This is a genomic window from Cupriavidus sp. 21MJTG02-4 (genome assembly GCF_057798975.1).
In genome coordinates this window covers 565,722-583,643 of the sequence record NZ_JBYOJP010000002.1, presented here as the reverse complement: position 1 = coordinate 583,643, position 17,922 = coordinate 565,722, and the positions used below count along the sequence as shown (strand labels likewise).

Below are 17,922 nucleotides of genomic sequence, written 5' to 3'. Positions count from 1 at the left end.
TCATTTCAGGCGACGCCCTAGCGTTTCCGGCACCAGCGCCAGCCCGATCAGCGACACCAGACCGCAGCCGATCACATAGAGCGCCGGCGCATTGGCGTCACCCGTGATCTGGATCAGGCGCGTCGAGAAGTACTGCGCAAAGCCACCGAAGATCGCAATCGCCACGCAATACGCAATCGACAGGCCCGTGGCGCGCAGCCGCTGCGGCAGCACCTCGCTGACCAGCACCATCGAGGCCGGCGAGGTCATCGACATCGGCACCGACAGGCAGGCCACCACTACCAGCAGCCGTGCCAGCGAAGGCTCGGCGTTGATCAGCACGAACGCCGGATAGACCATTACCAGCAGCGCCACGCGCGACCACAGCACCACAGTCTTGCGGCCGATGCGGTCGGCCAGCCAGCCGGCGAACGGCGACAGCACGACCTGCACCAGCGCCGCGATGCAGCCGGCCCAGATGCTCAGCGACAGCGGCATCTTCAACACGCTCACGGCGTAGTTGCTGAGGTAGTAGATGACGATATACGTCGACGAGGCCAGGCCGATCATCAGCAGGATGCTGGCGAGCACCTCGCGTGCATGCCGGCGCAGCAGCGGCCATTGCGCGGCGTGTTCGCCGTGATGCAGGGGCTCGGCGGTTTCCTCCAGGCGGCGGCGGATCACAAGGCCGACCGGAATCACAAGAATGCCGATCAGGAACGCAAGGCGCCAGCCCCACGCTTCGAGCTCGGCCGGCGCCAGCACGTTGCTGAGCACCAGGCCGGTGACCGCGCCCAGCAGCGCCGCCAGGCCCTGGCTGAACGGTTGCCACGCGGTATAGAAGCCTCGCGTGCGGTCATCGGCGTACTCGAGCAGCAGCGCGGTCGAAGCGCCCATTTCGCCGCCGATGGCAAAGCCCTGCACCAGCCGCGCCACCACCACCATGATCGGCGCCAGGATGCCGATCTGCGCGTACGACGGCGTCACCACGAAGATCAGCGAACTCAGGCCCATGAGCCACAGCGTCAGCGCGACGGCCGGCTTGCGCCCGGCGCGGTCGGCATACATGCCGATCAGCAGGCCGCCGAGCGGGCGCATCAGGAAGCCGACGCCGAACGTGGCGAACGACATCAGCAATTGCCCCGTCGGATTTTCGACGGGAAAATACAGCCGGCCGATCAGCGTGGCGAAGAAGCTGTAGACGACGAAATCGTAAAACTCCAGGCCGTTGCCGACGGTGATCGCGGCAATGGCCCGCGCGCGCGACAGCTGCGGCTGAGGCGCCGCAACCGCCGCGTCGGCAGTGGTTTGGATGGACATGGGTGTCTCCGTGATCGGTATTGCAGCGGCCGGGTGCGCAGGCAGCCCGGCCGTCTATGCAGCTCTTGTTGGCCGTCTCAGTCGCGCGATCCGTCGCGCAGCATCGGCAGGTCCAGGCCCTGCTCGCGTGCGCAGTCGACGGCGATCTGGTAGCCGGCGTCGGCATGGCGCATGACGCCGGTGGCGGGGTCGTTGTTCAGCACGCGGGCGATGCGCGCGGCGGCTTCATCGGTGCCGTCGCAGACGATCACCACGCCCGAATGCTGCGAGAAGCCCATGCCGACACCACCGCCGTGGTGCAGGCTCACCCAGGTCGCACCGCTCGCGGTGTTGAGCAGTGCGTTGAGCAGCGGCCAGTCGGAAACAGCGTCCGACCCATCCTGCATGGATTCGGTCTCGCGGTTCGGGCTGGCAACCGAACCGGAATCGAGGTGGTCGCGGCCGATCACGACCGGCGCCGACAGCTCGCCGCTGCGCACCATCTCGTTGAACGCCAGGCCCAGCTTGGCACGCAGGCCCAGGCCTACCCAGCAGATGCGCGCCGGCAGGCCCTGGAAGCTGATGCGCTCGCGCGCCATGTCGAGCCAGCGGTGCAGGTGAGCATCGTCGGGGATCAGTTCCTTGACCTTGGCATCGGTCTTGTAGATGTCCTGCGGATCGCCAGACAGCGCGGCCCAGCGGAACGGGCCGATGCCGCGGCAGAACAGCGGACGGATATAGGCCGGCACGAAGCCCGGGAAATCGAACGCGTTCTCGACGCCCTCTTCCTGGGCCATCTGGCGGATGTTGTTGCCGTAGTCGAAGGTCGGCACGCCCATCTTCTGGAAGGCCAGCATGGCGCGCACATGCGCGGCCATCGAAACCTTGGCGGCCTTCACCACCACGGCCGGCTCGCGCTGGGCGCGCTCGCGGTATTCATCCCAGCTCCAGCCCGCCGGCAGGTAGCCATTGAGCGGGTCGTGCGCGCTGGTCTGGTCGGTGACCATGTCCGGGCGCACGCCGCGGCGCACCAGCTCGGGCAGCACTTCGGCGGCGTTGGCGCACAGTGCGATCGAAATCGACTTGCCTTGCGAGGTGTAGCGGTCGATGCGGGCCAGCGCGTCGTCGAGATCGGCGGCCTGCTCGTCGACATAGCGCGTCTTCAGGCGGAAATCGATGCGGCTCTGCTGGCATTCGATATTCAGCGAGCACGCGCCGGCCAGCGTGGCGGCCAGCGGCTGCGCGCCACCCATGCCGCCCAGGCCGGCGGTCAGCACCCAGCGGCCCTTGAGGCTGCCGCCGTAATGCTGGCGCCCCGCCTCGACAAAGGTTTCATACGTGCCCTGCACAATGCCCTGGCTGCCGATATAGATCCACGAACCGGCGGTCATCTGGCCGTACATGGCCAGGCCCCTGGCGTCGAGTTCGTTGAAGTGTTCCCAGTTGGCCCAGTGCGGCACCAGGTTCGAGTTCGCGATCAGCACGCGCGGCGCGTCGCGGTGGGTGCGGAACACGCCGACCGGCTTGCCGGACTGGACCAGCAGGGTTTCGTCGTCCTCCAGGCGGGTCAGCACCTCGACGATACGGTCATAGCATTCCCAGTTGCGCGCGGCACGGCCAATACCGCCGTAGACCACCAGCTCCTTCGGGTTCTCCGCGACCTCCGGGTCGAGGTTGTTCATCAGCATGCGCAACGGCGCTTCGGTCAGCCAGCTCTTGGCGGTCAGCTTGTTGCCACGCGGGGCACGGATCTCAACATCGCGGAAACGGGGGTTCACACTCACGGCAGCTCCTTGGAATCACTGGCCCGGCCACGCCGGGAATCAACATCTCATGGGTATGTATAGTCTTGTATATACAAGTATAGAGGTATTGGGGTATTCCCGAGGCTCGGCATGATGAGGGACGAAATGTGACGACGCCCCGGCATGCCGGGGCGTCGAGTGTTGTAGCCGCTACGTCCAGATCAGGCTCCTCTGTCCTGTAGCAGGCGCCTCAGGACGTGAAGCGTCCTTCGAGCCGGTGCATGGAGCCCGGATGAAGCAGCCGCACCGCCGTCACCACGCGACTGGACGACCATGTGCGGCGACGGATCAGCAGGCATGGCTCGCCGCGATCGATCTGCAGCAGCGCGCACTCCTCGGGCGTGGCCAGCACCGCCTCGACCACATGCTCGCCCTCGGTGAGCGGTGCCACGCGCGACAGGTATTCGTATGGCGTGTGGCGGGTGAAATCCTGCGCCAGGTAGTCGGGCGCCACCGTCGCGTTGACGTAGCGGTCCTCAAGCTGGATCGGCACATCGTCCTCGTAGTGCACGATCACCGTGTGGAAGACGCGCTGGCCCTCGCCCACATCGAGTGCGGCGGCTCGGGCCGCGCCGGCCGGTTCCTCGCTGCTCTTCACCACCCGCGCATGGTGGCGGCGGCCGCGCGCGGCGATTTCCTCGGCGATATTGTTGACCGCGTAGAGCGCGGAATTGCGCTTCGGTTCGGCCACGAACGTTCCGACACCCTGCATGCGCACCAGCAATCCGTCAGCCGTCAGCTCGCGCAACGCGCGGTTCACCGTCATGCGGCTTACGCCGAGGTCTTCGACCAGTTCGGTTTCGGACGGCACGCGATGATGCGGCGGCCAGCTGCCGTCGGCGATCTTGCCGCTGATGAATTGCTTGACGCGCGCATAGAGCGGCGCCGGTAGCGTGTCGGACAGCCCGGCGGCCGGCCGGCCCGGCTGTGCGGAGGCTTGAGACAACGGTTTTCCCCATGAGGCGGACACGCTCGGCACTGTGCGCGATATCCGCTGGACTTGTATAGCGTGGTATCTACATCAACGGCGAATGTACCACGCGGCGCACACGGATCACGCCGTGGCGAGCCGCCGCAGCGCCGCTGGCTGCAGCAACTCCACTTGCCGGTAATGGCGGCGTATCCAGCCGGCGTCCTCCCATGCCTGCAAGTACTTGGCGACCGTCTGGCGCGAGCGGTTGACCATGTCGCCGAGGTCCTCGGCCGAGACTCGCACCACATGGTCGGTACGGTCGGCCAGTTCAAGCAGGCGCGCCGCCATGCGCGCATCGACGGGTGCCTGCTGCGCGCGCTCGGCGTGATCGAAGGCGACGCGCAGGCGCGCGCAGATCTGCTGGACGATCAGCTGCATGCCTTCCGGATGGGCGACGAGGATTCGGTCGAAATCGCGCCGGCCCAGCACCAGCAACTCGGTGCTGCCCACGGCGAAAGCGTCGTGCGTGCGCGGCTTGCCGTCGAGCAGAGAGATCTCGCCGAACCAGCGGCCGCGGCCGATCACCGAATAGACCGACTCGCGTCCGCTCGCGCTGACGCGGCTCATGCGCACGCGGCCCGCCAGCACCATACAGAAATACGTCGGCGGATCGCCGCGCGCGAAGATCATGTCGCCGTCGCCGAAGCGCTGGCGGCGTGCGGCCTTCTGCACAGCGTCGAGCACGCGCGCCGGCGCATTGCGCAGCCATCCGCTTGCCAATACGCTGCGCGGCAGCGCCCTGCCGGAATCCACGGCTTTCACATCACCCTCCCGCTGGCCAAAGCGAGATTGTCCAATACTTAACAGACTTGCGCGCAGGCCCGGGCGCAGAATGCCACCGCACTCACCACACAGAACACCCCCCCGGAGGCATTCACATGGCGCAAGTACAACTCGTCGATGCGGCCGATTCCATCAGGAATCGCGTTTCCGACGCGGAATGGCAGATGCGCGTCGACCTGGCGGCGGCCTACCGCCTGGTCGCGCATTTCGGCTGGGACGACCTGATCTTCACCCACATCTCGGCACGCGTGCCCGACGCGCCCGACCAGTTCCTGATCAATCCCTACGGCATGCTGTTCGACGAGATCACGGCGTCCAGCCTGGTCAAGGTCGACCATCACGGCCAGCCCGTGCTGGACACGCCGTATGACGTCAACCCCGCCGGCTTCATCATCCACAGCGCCGTGCACGAGGCGCGGCCCGAAATCGGCTGCGTCATGCACACCCACACGCCGCACGGCGTGGCGGTGTCGGCGCAGCAGGCCGGCCTGCTGCCGCTCTCGCAACAGGCGATGTTCGCGCGCATGGGCCTGGCCTACCACGACTACGAAGGCGTGGCGCTGCGCGAGGACGAGAAGGTGCGGCTGGTGGCCGACCTTGGCCGCAGCAAGCAGATGATCCTGCGCAACCACGGCCTGCTGACCTGCGGGCGCACGGTGTCCGACGCGTTCCTGACGATGTACACGCTGGAGTCGGCATGCCGCGTCCAGATTCTCGCGCAGAGCGGCGGCACGCCGCTGACGCTGGTGCCGGAAGCAGTTAGCGCCGACGTCGGCGAGCAAGCGCGCCAGGCCACCAAGGGAAAGGGCTCGGGCCTGGCATGGCCGGGCCTGCTGCGCCGCCTGGACCGAATCCAACCGGACTTCCGCAACTGACATGGGCATCCTCGTACATCTTCCGTCGTTCATGGCGGGCCCCATCACCGCCGCATTGCGTGAAGCGGCGCCCGACATCCCCGTCTGGAACGGCCGCGAAAACGCGCCCGCGGACGAAGTCGAAGCCATCATGGCCTGGGGCCTGAAGCCCGGCGTGCTGCCCGCCTTCCCCAACCTGCGCCTGGTCTGCGCCGCCGCGGCCGGCGTCGACAAGCTGCTGTCCGCGCAGGACCTGCCGGCAAACATGCCGGTCACGCGCGTGGTCGATCCGGGCCAGCAGACCGGCATCGCGCATTACGTGTTGGCCATGGCCCTGCGTCATGCACGTCGCCTGGGCGACTATGCTGCGCAACAGCGCCGTGGCGAATGGAAGCGCCATCCGGCACCGGACCTCTCGCGCTGCCGCGTCGGCGTGCTGGGCATGGGCGAGATCGGCAGCGCCGTGGCGCGCACGTTCGCGGCCATCGGCTTTCCGGTGGCGGGATGGAGCCGCAGCGGCAAGGGCATTCCCGGTGTGATCGACTACACCGGCGACGACGGCTTGTCCGCGATGCTCGCGCAGACCGACATCCTGGTTTGCACGCTGCCGCTCACGCCGCAAACGCACGGCCTGCTGAACCGGCAGACACTCTCGCAATTGCCGCCCGGCGCGTTCTTCATCAACGTCGGCCGCGGCGAGCACCTGGTCGAACCCGACCTGGTCGCGCTAATCGACGAAGGCCATCTGGCCGGCGCCGCGCTCGATGTATTTTCGAAGGAACCGCCGGAACCTGGCGATCCGGTGTGGAACCATCCGCGCATCGAAGCGACGCCGCATATTGCGTGCGATCCGTCGTATGAACTTGTGGCACGGCAGTGCGTGGAGAACGTGCGCCGGATGCGTGATGGCCGGGAACTGATGAACCTGGTCGATCGGGCGGCCGGATACTGATGTCAGGCGCAGCCCGCGCGGGGCTGCCACGTATCACGCCGCCGTCGCTTGCCGCACCATCCAGTTGCGGAAGGCACGCGCGGCGGCGGGTTCCATGCGGTCACGCGGCCAGATCGCGTAGTAGCCGCCACCAAGGCTGGCACTCGCTTCGCAAGCACGCACCAGCAGGCCGTCGCGCAGGCAGCCGTCGATCATGTGCCGCCAGCCGAGCGCGATGCCCTGCCCCTCTATCGCCAGCTGCAGCAGGATCGGATACTGGTTCGAGGTCAGGAAGGTACGCGGATTCGCGTCATGCACGCCTTGGTGCGCAAACCATGCCTGCCACGACATCCATTGCCGCTGGCCATCGTCGAGCATCAGCAGGGTCTCGTTGACCAGCGCTGACGGGGCTAGCATGCGCCCGTCGAGATAGGCCGGCGCGCACACCGGGAAGACCTCCTCGCCGTACAGTCGCCGCGCCGCCAGCCCGGGCGGCGGACCCTCGCGCAGGTAGTACAGGCCAATGTCGAATTCCGCGGCAGACAGCGACGCAAGGCTGTCATTCACAATGAGCCGCAACTGGATCTCTGGATGTGCCGCACGGAACGAAGCCAGCCGCGGCGTCAGCCACAGCACGGCCACGCCGGTGGAGCACGCCACGGTCAGCGCCGTGTGGCTGCGCACCTTCATCACGTCTTCGGTGGCCTCGGCACAGCCCACCAGCAATCGTTGCACAACCTCGGCATAGCGCTGGCCGCTGACTGTCAGGCGCAGCGCGCGCGGCTCGCGAATGAACAGCTTGCGTCCGAGAAAGCTTTCGAGCTGAGCGACTTGCCGGCTGATCGCGCTTTGCGTCAGATGCAGCTCCGTGGCGGCGCGTGTGAAGCTGCCAAGCCGCATCGCGGCTTCGAAGGCGACCAGGTTGGCCAGGGGCGGTAGCGGGGAGATGCGCATGGGAGCTTCCGGTCGCGGGAGCTGCCATGATAGACCGCGAATACGAGGGGCGGAGTGGGAATGCACCCTGCCCCGCGTGGCCGCCGGGCAGGGGCATCGTGGATCAGGACGCGCGACGGTGAATGCGCCCGGCTTGCATCACCACGCTGAGGTGTTCGCCCTGGCCGGCGATCAGGCCGATATCGTCGAGTGGATTGCCATCCACGAGCAGCAGGTCCGCCGTCGCCTCGGCCCGCACGGCACCGAGTTCGCCATCGCGCTGCAGGATCGCCGCGGCGATCGAGGTGGCCGAACGGATGGCCTCGAGGTTGCCGAGCAGTTCGGAGCGAATGCGGAATTCCTCGGCCTGGTGGTCGTGCATTTCGCCGAGCAGGTCCGAACCGTAGCCCATCTGTACGCCGGCATCGGCATAGATGCGCAGCGAGTCGCGGCCCGCCTGGCGCACGGTCTCGATCTTGGCAACGGAGTCGGCGGGCAGGCCCAGGCGCGCGCCATCGCGCGCCAGCGCGTCATAGGTCACCAGCGTCGGCACGACAAAGGCACCGTGCTTGCGCATTTCGTCCGCGGCGGCGCGGTCGACCAGATTGCCGTGCTCGATGGTGCGCACGCCGCAGCGCACCGCGCGCGTGATGGCACGGCCGGTGTACGCGTGGGCCATCACATAGGTCTGCGCGGCCTCGGCCTCGGCCACGATGGCCCGGATCTCGTCTTCGCTGTACTGGGTATTGCCGATCGGATCGGTCGGAGACGCCACGCCGCCCGACGCCATGATCTTGATCTGGGTGGCGCCCTTCTGGATCTCTTCGCGCACCGCGAGGCGCACCGCGTCCACGCCATCGGCCACGCGCGCAATGGCACCGGCGCGAAATGCGCACGAGCACGGCTCGAGCACATCGGAGCGCGGGCGGAAGTCGCCATGGCCGCCGGTCTGCGACAACGCCTTGCCCGACGGGAAAATGCGCGGCCCCGGCACGAGGCCGGTGGCCACCGCTTGCGACAGGCCCCAATCAGCGCCGCCAGCATCGCGCACCGTGGTGAAGCCGCGGTCAAGCATGCCCTTCATGATCGGCAACGCGCGGATGGCGACCAGTACGTTGGGCTGCACCGCGTTCAGGCCGAGGTTCGCGAGCGACGCCAGCACGTGCACATGGCAATCGATCAGGCCGGGCATCACGGTCTTGCCACGTGCATCGATGCGCGTGGCGTTAGGCGCATCGATGGCCGGGCCGACCGCTACGATGCGCTCGCCTTCGACGAGCACATCATGGCCGCGCAGCAGCTCGCCCATGCCGGGGTCGAGCACATCGCCGCCGTGAAAGAGGATCTGAGGAATCTGGGTCATATCAGCGTTGTTGCAAGTAAGCGGGTTCGCGGACAAAGCGCGTGCCGGCCAGGCTGATGGCGGCCGCGATCATGACGTAGATCGCCGGCGCCATGCTGCTGCCTGTGGTGGCAATCAGCCAGGTGATGATGAACGACGCAAAGCCGCCGAAGATCGTCACCGCGAAGTTGTAGGCGACAGACAGGCCGGTCGAAAGCACGCGCGCCGGGAACAGTTCGGAGAACGCGGCCAGGATCGGGCCGGTATAGGCAGCGATCAGGATGCCGAACACCAGCTGGAACACCAGCAGCGACAGCAGCCCGGGGACATGGTTGATGTACGCGAACATCGGCCACGCCAGCACCAGGATCAGCAGCGCCGATCCGCTCAGCAGCACGCGGCGGCCGACGCGGTCAGCCAGCCTGCCGACCAGCGGCGCAAACAGCATGATGGTGCAGCCGCCCACCATGCCGGCGATAAAGCCGTCCGACTGCGGCACGCTGAGCACCTTGACGGCATAGGTCGGCATGTAGAACAGCAGCACATAGGTGCACACCGTCCACAGAATCACCATAGAGAAGCTGGCGAACGTTTCGCGCGGGTAAGCCTGGAACACCTCCTTCAGCGGCGAGTCGGCGCGTTCGGTGGTTTCGCGGAAGGTAGGGGTCTCGTCGAGATGGTGGCGGATGTAGTAGCCCACGGGGCCGATCACGATGCCGAGCAGGAATGGCAGGCGCCAGCCCCAGCTGTTGAGCGCTTCGGGGCTCAGCGAACGCGTGACGAAGGTGCCGACCGCTGCGCCGAGCAGCACGGCCACGCCGATGCTCGCCTGTATCCAGCTCGAGTAGTAAGCGCGCTCGCGCTCGGGCGCGTATTCGGTCAGGAAGGCCGTGGCGCCGCCCATCTCGCCGCCGGCGGAGAAGCCCTGCAGCAGGCGCGCCACCACGATCAGCAGCGGCGCGAAGATCCCCACTTGCTGGTAGGTCGGCGCGATGCCGATCAGCGTGGTGCCCAGCGCCATCAGCAGGATGGTCATCGACAGCGCGGCCTTGCGGCCGACACGGTCGGCATAGATGCCGAGCACAATGCCGCCGACCGGCCGCATGAAGAAGCCCACGCCGAAGGTGGCCACGGCCAGCAGCAGCGAGCTGAGGTCATTGCCGGTGGGAAAGAACAGCTTCGCGATGATGATCGCGAAGAAGCTGTAGACGGTAAAGTCAAACCACTCCAGGCCATTGCCGATCACCGTTGCGATGATGGCGCGCCGCCGCTGGGCGGGCTCGATGACCGGCTCGATCACGGGTTCGGACATGGCCCGCCCTGTCGGCGAATAGGTGGCTGTGGCGCTCGTGGGCGCGGCGCTGTTGTGCATGGGTCTCCTCATCGGTAGCCACTGGCCGCGGCTCGTGGCGGATGCAACGCACGACCGGCTGGCAGATGGTGAGGCGATGTTAGGAGAACGGGCGCAGCAAGCGTTAGCGATATCTCTGCATGTGGGCATGCGCGTAGCGCATGGGTCGGTTAGAGCCGGTATGAATCATCGCACGCGAAAAAGGAGACTTCTGCCTGCACGCGCCGTTACCGCGGGACATCGTCATCGAACCCGCCTGAGTCCGCTGGCGTAGCACGGCGCGATGTCGGCTCGCCGTCCATTGCATCGCGCTTGTGCTTGACGTGGTAGGGCGTCAGCACGGCATGCGCCACCAGGTCGAGCGCGGGACGTACCTGGCCGTTCTTGTCCGTCCAGACTTTAGGCGTCACCGCACCGGACAGCGACACGCTGTCGCCGTCCTGCAGAGCCAGCAGCGCATCTCCTACGCTATGCGTAAACGTGATCACGTTCACGATCACGGCTTCGCCGTCACCCGCCGCAGCGCGTACCCTGGCGGTGACGAAGCGGTGACCGCCATTGCCGGTGCGCTCGGCCGGCTGGCCGTGCAGCTTTCCTGAGATCAGGGCATCAATCATTTGGGGACTCTTTGGTGGTACGTGGAGGGCGTTTCGGCTCGCCGGTGGTGACGCTGATTCTGGCGAAGTGTCCCGCCGAGCCAAAAACAAAGGGGTTGCGGACAATTTCCGCAACCCCTTGTGGCAATTGGTGGGCCTCCCGTGAGTCGAACACGGCACCAACGGATTATGAGTCCGCTGCTCTAACCAGGCATGAGCTAGAGGCCCTTGGAAGCGTTTAACTGCCTTCCAGGAAACTCTTGAGCTTATCAGAGCGGCTCGGGTGGCGCAGCTTTCTTAGTGCCTTGGCTTCTATCTGGCGGATCCGTTCACGCGTGACATCGAACTGTTTGCCGACTTCTTCCAGCGTGTGATCGGTGCTCATTTCAATGCCGAAGCGCATGCGCAGCACCTTGGCTTCGCGCGGCGTGAGCGAATCCAGCACGTCCTTGACGACGCCGCGCATGGAGCCGTGCAGCGCCGCTTCGGCCGGAGCCAGCGTGTTGGTGTCTTCAATGAAGTCGCCCAGATGGGAGTCGTCGTCGTCACCGATCGGCGTTTCCATGGAGATCGGCTCCTTGGCGATCTTCATGATCTTGCGGATCTTGTCTTCCGGCATCTCCATCTTCTCGGCCAGCGTTGCCGGATCCGGCTCATTGCCGGTTTCCTGCAGGATCTGGCGCGAGATGCGGTTCATCTTGTTGATCGTCTCGATCATATGCACCGGGATACGGATGGTGCGCGCCTGGTCGGCGATCGAGCGCGTGATGGCCTGGCGGATCCACCACGTCGCGTACGTGGAGAACTTGTAGCCGCGGCGGTATTCGAACTTGTCCACCGCCTTCATCAGGCCAATGTTGCCTTCCTGGATCAGGTCGAGGAACTGCAGGCCGCGGTTGGTGTACTTCTTGGCGATCGAGATCACCAGGCGCAGGTTGGCCTCGGTCATCTCGCGCTTGGCTTCGCGCGCGCGCTTCTCGCCCTCGGCCATCTTGCGGTTGACGCCCTTGAGTTCCTTGAGCGGCAGTACCACGCGCGCCTGCAGGTCGATCAGCTTCTGCTGCAGTTCATGCACGGCCGGCACATTGCGCTCGACGATGGTGCTATACGGCTTGCCGTCGGCGATCACCGTGTGGATCCACTCGAGGTTGGTCTCGTTGCCCGGGAAGCGGGCGACGAAATCCGCGCGCGGCATGCCGCACTTGTCCACCACGTTGTTCAGGATGGCGCGTTCGAGCTTGCGCACTTCGTCCACCTGGCCGCGCAGCGTGTCGCACAGCCGTTCGACGCTGCGCGCGGTGAAGCGGATGCCCATCAGCTCGGACTGGATGGCTTCCTGCGCCTTGACGTAAGGCTTGGACTTGTAGCCTTCCTTTTCGAAGGCGCGGCGCATCTTGTCGAACTGCTCGGCGATCACGCGGAATTTCTCGAGCGCGGAGAGCTTCAGCTCTTCGAGCTGGCGCGCCGAAGCACCGGCGCCGGCAGCGTCGTCGTCCTCGTCTTCCTCGTCGGATTCCTCTTCGTCTTCCGACTCCAGCTCTTCCTCGTCCGCCGCCGACGCGCCGGCAGCGTCTTGCGCCACGTCGTCGGCGTTCGGGTCGATCAGGCCATCGACGAACTCGTCGATCTTGATCTCGTCGCTGGCGACGCGCTCGGCATTGGCCAGGATCTCCGAGATGGTGACCGGGCAGGCGGAAATGGCCATCACCATGTCCTTCAGGCCCGCCTCGATACGCTTGGCGATCACGATTTCGCCTTCACGCGTCAGCAGCTCCACCGTACCCATTTCACGCATGTACATGCGCACGGGGTCCGTGGTGCGGCCGAATTCGGAGTCCACCGTCGATAGCGCCGCTTCGGCTTCTTCTTCAGCCTCCTCCTCGCTGGTGGCCGACGGGGCGTTGTCGTTCAACAGCAGCGTTTCGGCGTCCGGCGCCTGCTCGTACACGGCGATGCCGATGTCGTTCAGGGTGGCGACGAGCGTGTCGATCGTCTCCGAATCGACCATGTCGTCCGGCAGGTGATCGTTGATCTCGGCGTACGTGAGATAGCCGCGCGACTTGCCGAGCTTGATCAGCGCCTTGAGCTTCTGGCGGCGCAGCTCGAGCTCTTCCTCGGTGCCCTGCCGGGTCGAGGCGAACTCCTTGAGCAGCGCCTTTTCCTTGGCCTTGCGGTCCTTGGCTTTCTGCTTTTCGGACTTCGGTGCCGCGGCAGGCGTCGCAGTGCGGGTCTCGTTCTCGTCGAACTCATCGGTCACGTCACCCGTCGCGCTGTCATCGTGCTGCATCTCGGCCTTGGGCTTGCGGCCGCGCTTTTTCGGCTCGGGCTTGCTGGCCGGCGCTGCGGGACGCTCGGATGCAACGGCTGCAGGAGATGCCGCGCGTGCCTTCGGCGCCGGCGTAGCAGCGCCTGCCTTGGCGCTCGCGCTCCTGGCACCGGCGGCGACCGGCTGTTTGCTCTCGACTTCGGTATTCTGCTGTTTCGCCACGGTGATACTCTTGCCTTTCACTGGTGCAGATGCGGCGACCTTGCCGCTGGTACTGGCGCTCTTGGCGCTCTTGCCGCTCTCGCGTGCCGAAGTCGAGGCCTTTGTCGTTTCAGGTGTGCGATTTCTGGTGGCAGTGGTCTCGGCGGGCGATTCAGCGCCTCGCGCGGACTTTGATGGCGCAGACCGGGCTGGCGTCTTGACAGGGGCGGTCGATGTTTTCGCCGCCGCGGATTTCACAGACGCCTTGCCGCTCCCGGATTGGGGAGCCTTTACGGAAACCTTTTCGGTTGCTTTGGCCTTTGCCATTGGCACGCTCACTTTCACCAGATATGGAGAGAAAGATTTCGCAATCCAAACCGGCTATTGTAGCACGCCACAGATAGCCAGCTTCCTGTCAGGTATGGGTTTCACCTGAAAAATCAAGGGTTAAGCTCAACACCGCGATGGCTTTCCCCTTTACCTCGTCGTTGGCGCCACCTCCCAATGCACCAGCGATTGTGCGTATCTGTGCACTAGCCAAGCCGCCTGCGGCGATGGACTTCGCCAACCAGCCAGCGCATGCGTTCCTTGGCTGCCTCGTCGGCCGTGCCCGCGATCACGGCGGCCTGAAGCCGTTCCAACTCACGATTCAACGGTTCAGCGAGCAGTTTGGTAACGGCGGCGTCGAATTCCTGTGTCGCCGGCTCTTCTTCGATCTCCTCGCGCAACACCGCGGTACGCGCTGCCGCGTACGCCTCTGCATACGGCGATTGCGCCAGATGCTCGCTGAACGCCGCGAAATTCACCTGACCCTCCACCTCGTCGCAGGCGGCGACCAGGTGCGCGAGAACGTCGGCTTCGCCACCCTCCGAATCTAACAGAAGTGCACGACTGTCCTCGTCCAGTCGTGTCGATAATGACGGATAGCACATCAACAATTGCAATACGCGCTGCTCCAGACCCGTCGGCGCCTGGCGCCGGGTACGCGGACGCGGCTGGGCAAAGCGCCCAGCCCGGGCCGGGTCGCTGCGCAGGCCGCAGAGCGCCTCGATTTCGGCGGGCGTCGTACCGGTAGCATCGGCAAGTTCGCGGATAATCTGTAGCCGCAGCCCGCCAGCCGGCATGGCCTGCAGCAGCGGCTTGGCCTCATACTGCGCGCGGGCGCGGCCTTCCGGCTGGCGCAGGTCGAGTTCTTCCGTCACCGACTGCAGCAGGAAGCGCGACAGCGGCATGGCATCGCGCACCTGCGCCGCGAACGCCTCGGTGCCCTCTTCGCGCACATAGCTGTCCGGGTCGTGCTCGGCCGGCAGGAACAGGAAGCGAATGGACTTGTTATCCGCCACATGCGGCAAGCAGGCTTCCAGTCCACGACGGGCAGCACGGCGGCCCGCCGCGTCCCCGTCGAACGAAAACACCACGGAATCGGTCTGCCGCAACAGCTTCTGCACGTGCACGGGCGTACACGCCGTGCCGAGCGTCGCCACGGCATTGGCAAACCCGAGCTGCGCCAGCGCCACCACGTCCATATACCCTTCGACCACCAGGACGTAGCCGGTTTCCCGAATCGCGTGCCGCGCTTCGAACAAGCCGTACAACTCGGTGCCCTTGCTGAACAGCGGCGTCTCGGGTGAATTGAGGTATTTGGGTTCGCCCTGGCCCATGACGCGCCCGCCGAAGCCAATGACGGCGCCTTTGGTGTTGCGGATGGGGAACATGATGCGGTCGCGGAAACGGTCATAGCGGCGCGGCTTGCCGTCCGCATCGCGCTTTTCGCTACTCTCGATCAGCAGGCCGGCTTCCACGAGCGGCGCGGCGATCACGTCATCACGGTAGCTGCCAAACACCGCTTCCAGGCCCTGCCAGTCATCCGGCGCATAGCCCAGGCCGAAACTGGCCGCGATCTCGCCCGTCAGGCCGCGCCCTTTCAGGTATTGGATGGCTTGCGGCGCACCGCGCAACTGGCGGCGATAAAAATCGGTGGCGCGCGTCATGGCATCCGACAGCGCGACCGAGCGCGCCTGCTGTTCCGCACGCTGTCCTGGCGGCAGGCGATCGCGCTCCTCGGGCACCGTCATGCCGACCGACTGGGAAAGCTCACGCACCGCTTCCGGATAAGACTGCCCGGAATACTCCATCAGGAAACCGATAGCCGAGCCATGCGCACCGCATCCAAAGCAGTGATAGAACTGTTTGGTCGGCGATACCGTGAACGACGGCGACTTCTCGTTATGAAACGGGCACAGCCCCATGAAATTGGCGCCGCCCTTCTTCAGCTGCACATACTTGCCCACCACATCGACAATGTCGACACGGTTGAGCAGGTCCTGAATGAAGGATTGCGGAATCACCCGACTGACCGTCCTGATGGCATGGCCGTCCCGTGGCCGGGCAGCCGCTTTTTTGAAAATGTGTGACCGGAAATGCGCCCGGCTGCTATCGAATCATTGTAGTGTAAGCGCGACATCGCACCCGCACTATCTGCATCACCGGCCATATCCAACTATCTGCCGGCAATCTTCGAACTACCGGGTCAAATGCTTACTTGGTTAGCGCCGCCTTGACCAGCGCCGAGACGGCGGTCATGTCGGCACGGCCCGCAAGCTTGGGCTTGAGCACGCCCATGACCTTGCCCATGTCCTGCGGACCGGCGGCGCCGGTATCGGCCACGGCTTGCTGGACTTCGGCGGCTATCTCGGCATCGGAAAGCGCGGCCGGCATATAGACCTTGAGCACATCGACCTCGGCCTGTTCCTTCTGCACCAGGTCGTCACGGCCAGCCTGCTGGAACTGGGTGATGGAGTCCTTGCGCTGCTTGAGCATCTTGTCCACAACGGCGAGCACGGCGGTGTCGTCCAGCTCGATGCGCTCGTCGACTTCGCGCTGCTTGATCGCGGCCAGCAGCAGGCGGATGGTGCCGAGGCGCTCGGTTTCGCGGGCGCGCATGGCGGCCTTCATGTCGTCGCTGATTCGGGCTTTGAGGGACATCGTGATCTTCCGGAAACGGGTTGGCGGGCCGGCTGCGGCAAGCCAGAAACGCAAAAACCCGCCGCGGCCTGGCCACAGCGGGCCTGCGCGCAAAGGCGGGCGCCGTCAGTACAGCAATGTTGGGCAGCACCTGGCTACCAATGTGCTTGTCGCAGGGCCAGTTATGCAGAGTTGCCGATTGTAGCACCACGCCTCAGCGGCGGAAAATGTGATCTAAACACCTCACTTAAGCGATGGCGCGCCGGTTATTCGCCGTCTCGGCCAGTGCCTGTCCGGCTGCGACGGCCGAAGCCCAGGCCCACTGGAAGTTGTAGCCGCCCAGCCAGCCGGTCACATCGACGACTTCGCCGATGAAATACAGGCCCGGAACGTCCCGCGCCATCATGGTGGCGGAAGACAGGCCGCGCGTATCCACCCCGCCCAGCGTCACTTCGGCCTTGCGATACCCTTCGGTGCCGGACGGCACCACGCGCCAGTCGTTCAGCGCTGCGCCAAGCCGCCGCAGCGCCTTGTCGGCAATGTCGTGCAGCGGCAGGCCGCCGTCCACGCCAGCCGCCGTGCACCACGCATCCGCAAGGCGGGCCGGCAGGCGCTGACCCAGCAGGTTCGCCAGGTGCTTGCGGCTGCCCGCCTTGTGCTCCAGCAGCCAGTCGGCGGCATCGTCGCCGTCGAACAGGTCGATCTTGATGGGCGTTCCCGGCTGCCAGAAGCTTGAAATCTGCAGCACAGCCGGACCGGACAGTCCGCGGTGCGTCCACAGCAGGTCTTCGCGGAAAGCGCCGGCGGTCTTGCCCGAGCCGGTGGAGACATCCACTTCGAGCGACACCCCGGCCAGCGGCACAAACGGCTGCCAGGCCTGGCCATCGAAGGTCAGCGGCACCAGCGCCGGCCGGGTCTCCACGACCTTCAGCCCGAACTGGCGCGCAATGCGATAGCCAATGTCGGTGGCGCCGATCTTGGGGATCGACAGGCCGCCGGTGGCCACCACGATAGCGGCCGCCCGCACGGTCCCCTGCGAGGTCAGCAGCAAGTAGTCGTCCCCCTCACGCCGGACCTCGGCGATGCTGCAGCCGGTCTGCCAGCGCACATGGCCGGCATCGCACTCGGCGCGCAGCATGGCGATGACGTCTTCGGCGCTGTCATTGCAGAACAGCTGGCCGCGGTGCTTCTCGTGCCAGTCGATACGGTAGCGCCGCATCAGGTCAAGGAAGTGCTGCGGCGTGTAGCGCGCCAGCGCCGAGCGGCAGAAGTGCGGATTGGCCGAGAGATAGTTGGCCGGCCCCGCCTGCAGGTTGGTGAAATTGCAGCGGCCGCCGCCCGAAATGCGGATCTTCTCGGCCAGCCGCGTGGCGTGGTCGATCAGCACCACGCGCGCGCCGCCCTGGCCCGCCACGGCGGCACACATCATGCCGGCCGCGCCAGCGCCCAGCACGGCCACGTCATACCGGCCCGCCTGCAAGCCCGCCGAACCGCTCATCCCATTCCTCGCCAAATCCAGACCCTGCCACGCAGGAAAGCGCAGATTGTAGCGAAAAGCGGGCCGGGCGCCGGTGTGCTACCCTGCAAGGCTTCACGCAACCCGTTGTTTTGACGGCGGTTTCGTTCGGTTCCCGACCGGATCGGA

Annotated in this window: 15 protein-coding genes and 1 tRNA gene; 3 read left to right on the top strand and 13 right to left on the bottom strand. The window is 65.8% G+C overall.

Features of this window, described 5'->3' with window-relative positions:
- The 4 genes from AC3FKH_RS05935 to AC3FKH_RS05920 form a co-directional block, all read right to left on the bottom strand.
- Positions 1-1,299, bottom strand: coding sequence for an MFS transporter (locus AC3FKH_RS05935; protein WP_488673711.1), 1,299 nt, complete (start codon positions 1,297-1,299; stop codon positions 1-3).
- A gap of 77 nt (positions 1,300-1,376) precedes the next feature.
- Entirely contained in the window at positions 1,377-3,062 is a 1,686-nt protein-coding gene (gene hutU / locus AC3FKH_RS05930; RefSeq protein WP_488673709.1) for a urocanate hydratase, read from the bottom strand.
- 211 nt (positions 3,063-3,273) lie between these two features.
- Positions 3,274-4,029, bottom strand: coding sequence for a histidine utilization transcriptional repressor HutC (hutC, locus tag AC3FKH_RS05925; protein WP_488673707.1), 756 nt, complete (start codon positions 4,027-4,029; stop codon positions 3,274-3,276).
- Positions 4,030-4,137: 108 nt separating this feature from the next.
- Positions 4,138-4,818, bottom strand: coding sequence for a Crp/Fnr family transcriptional regulator (locus AC3FKH_RS05920; RefSeq protein ID WP_488673706.1), 681 nt, complete (start codon positions 4,816-4,818; stop codon positions 4,138-4,140).
- 116 nt (positions 4,819-4,934) lie between these two features.
- Here AC3FKH_RS05920 and AC3FKH_RS05915 point away from each other — a divergent pair, with 116 nt between their 5' ends.
- A complete protein-coding gene (locus AC3FKH_RS05915; RefSeq protein ID WP_488673705.1) occupies positions 4,935-5,714 on the top strand; it encodes a class II aldolase/adducin family protein in 780 nt (259 codons plus the stop codon).
- 1 nt (position 5,715) lies between these two features.
- Positions 5,716-6,645, top strand: coding sequence for a 2-hydroxyacid dehydrogenase (locus tag AC3FKH_RS05910; RefSeq protein WP_488673703.1), 930 nt, complete (start codon positions 5,716-5,718; stop codon positions 6,643-6,645).
- A gap of 33 nt (positions 6,646-6,678) precedes the next feature.
- Here AC3FKH_RS05910 and AC3FKH_RS05905 read toward each other — a convergent pair whose 3' ends face one another.
- The 6 genes from AC3FKH_RS05905 to rpoD all read right to left on the bottom strand — a co-directional run bounded on the left by AC3FKH_RS05905 (position 6,679) and on the right by rpoD (position 13,355).
- Positions 6,679-7,578, bottom strand: coding sequence for a LysR substrate-binding domain-containing protein (locus AC3FKH_RS05905; protein ID WP_488673701.1), 900 nt, complete (start codon positions 7,576-7,578; stop codon positions 6,679-6,681).
- A 103-nt stretch (positions 7,579-7,681) separates the two neighbouring features.
- Positions 7,682-8,920, bottom strand: coding sequence for a metal-dependent hydrolase family protein (locus AC3FKH_RS05900; protein WP_488673699.1), 1,239 nt, complete (start codon positions 8,918-8,920; stop codon positions 7,682-7,684).
- A gap of 1 nt (position 8,921) precedes the next feature.
- Complete coding sequence (locus AC3FKH_RS05895) at positions 8,922-10,271, bottom strand: MFS transporter (RefSeq protein WP_488673697.1); 1,350 nt, start codon at positions 10,269-10,271, stop codon at positions 8,922-8,924.
- A 206-nt stretch (positions 10,272-10,477) separates the two neighbouring features.
- Positions 10,478-10,867 carry a single-stranded DNA-binding protein gene (locus tag AC3FKH_RS05890; RefSeq protein ID WP_488673695.1) on the bottom strand — a complete coding sequence of 130 codons (390 nt, stop codon included), beginning with the start codon at positions 10,865-10,867 and terminating at the stop codon, positions 10,478-10,480.
- Between the two features lie 128 nt (positions 10,868-10,995).
- Positions 10,996-11,074, bottom strand: a tRNA-Ile gene (locus AC3FKH_RS05885).
- Between the two features lie 10 nt (positions 11,075-11,084).
- Entirely contained in the window at positions 11,085-13,355 is a 2,271-nt protein-coding gene (gene rpoD / locus AC3FKH_RS05880) for an RNA polymerase sigma factor RpoD (protein WP_488673693.1), read from the bottom strand.
- Here rpoD and AC3FKH_RS05875 point away from each other — a divergent pair.
- Complete coding sequence (locus AC3FKH_RS05875) at positions 13,345-13,749, top strand: hypothetical protein (RefSeq protein WP_488673691.1); 405 nt, start codon at positions 13,345-13,347, stop codon at positions 13,747-13,749. The two genes, rpoD and AC3FKH_RS05875, sit on opposite strands and share 11 nt — an antisense overlap.
- Positions 13,750-13,846: 97 nt before the next feature.
- On the opposite strand, the gene dnaG is transcribed toward AC3FKH_RS05875, so the two are convergent.
- The 3 genes from dnaG to AC3FKH_RS05860 form a co-directional block, all read right to left on the bottom strand.
- Positions 13,847-15,661 carry a DNA primase gene (gene dnaG / locus AC3FKH_RS05870; RefSeq protein WP_488673689.1) on the bottom strand — a complete coding sequence of 605 codons (1,815 nt, stop codon included), beginning with the start codon at positions 15,659-15,661 and terminating at the stop codon, positions 13,847-13,849.
- A 190-nt stretch (positions 15,662-15,851) separates the two neighbouring features.
- On the bottom strand, positions 15,852-16,298 hold the full coding sequence (locus AC3FKH_RS05865; RefSeq protein ID WP_488673687.1) for a GatB/YqeY domain-containing protein: 447 nt from the start codon (positions 16,296-16,298) through the stop codon (positions 15,852-15,854).
- A 226-nt stretch (positions 16,299-16,524) separates the two neighbouring features.
- Positions 16,525-17,775: a BaiN/RdsA family NAD(P)/FAD-dependent oxidoreductase gene (locus AC3FKH_RS05860; protein ID WP_488673685.1), complete on the bottom strand. Its 1,251-nt coding sequence runs from the start codon at positions 17,773-17,775 to the stop codon at positions 16,525-16,527.
- Positions 17,776-17,922: the final 147 nt, after the last annotated feature.

Bases quoted from the DNA above. Each gene is read 5' to 3' on its own strand.
- AC3FKH_RS05935 (WP_488673711.1), bottom strand. From the start codon at position 1,299: ATGTCCATCCAAACCACTGCCGACGCGGCGGTTGCGGCGCCTCAGCCG.
- AC3FKH_RS05915 (WP_488673705.1), top strand. From the start codon at position 4,935: ATGGCGCAAGTACAACTCGTCGATGCGGCCGATTCCATCAGGAATCGC.
- AC3FKH_RS05910 (WP_488673703.1), top strand. From the start codon at position 5,716: ATGGGCATCCTCGTACATCTTCCGTCGTTCATGGCGGGCCCCATCACC.
- AC3FKH_RS05905 (WP_488673701.1), bottom strand. From the start codon at position 7,578: ATGCGCATCTCCCCGCTACCGCCCCTGGCCAACCTGGTCGCCTTCGAA.
- AC3FKH_RS05900 (WP_488673699.1), bottom strand. From the start codon at position 8,920: ATGACCCAGATTCCTCAGATCCTCTTTCACGGCGGCGATGTGCTCGAC.
- AC3FKH_RS05895 (WP_488673697.1), bottom strand. From the start codon at position 10,271: ATGCACAACAGCGCCGCGCCCACGAGCGCCACAGCCACCTATTCGCCG.
- AC3FKH_RS05890 (WP_488673695.1), bottom strand. From the start codon at position 10,867: ATGATTGATGCCCTGATCTCAGGAAAGCTGCACGGCCAGCCGGCCGAG.
- AC3FKH_RS05865 (WP_488673687.1), bottom strand. From the start codon at position 16,298: ATGTCCCTCAAAGCCCGAATCAGCGACGACATGAAGGCCGCCATGCGC.
- AC3FKH_RS05860 (WP_488673685.1), bottom strand. From the start codon at position 17,775: ATGAGCGGTTCGGCGGGCTTGCAGGCGGGCCGGTATGACGTGGCCGTG.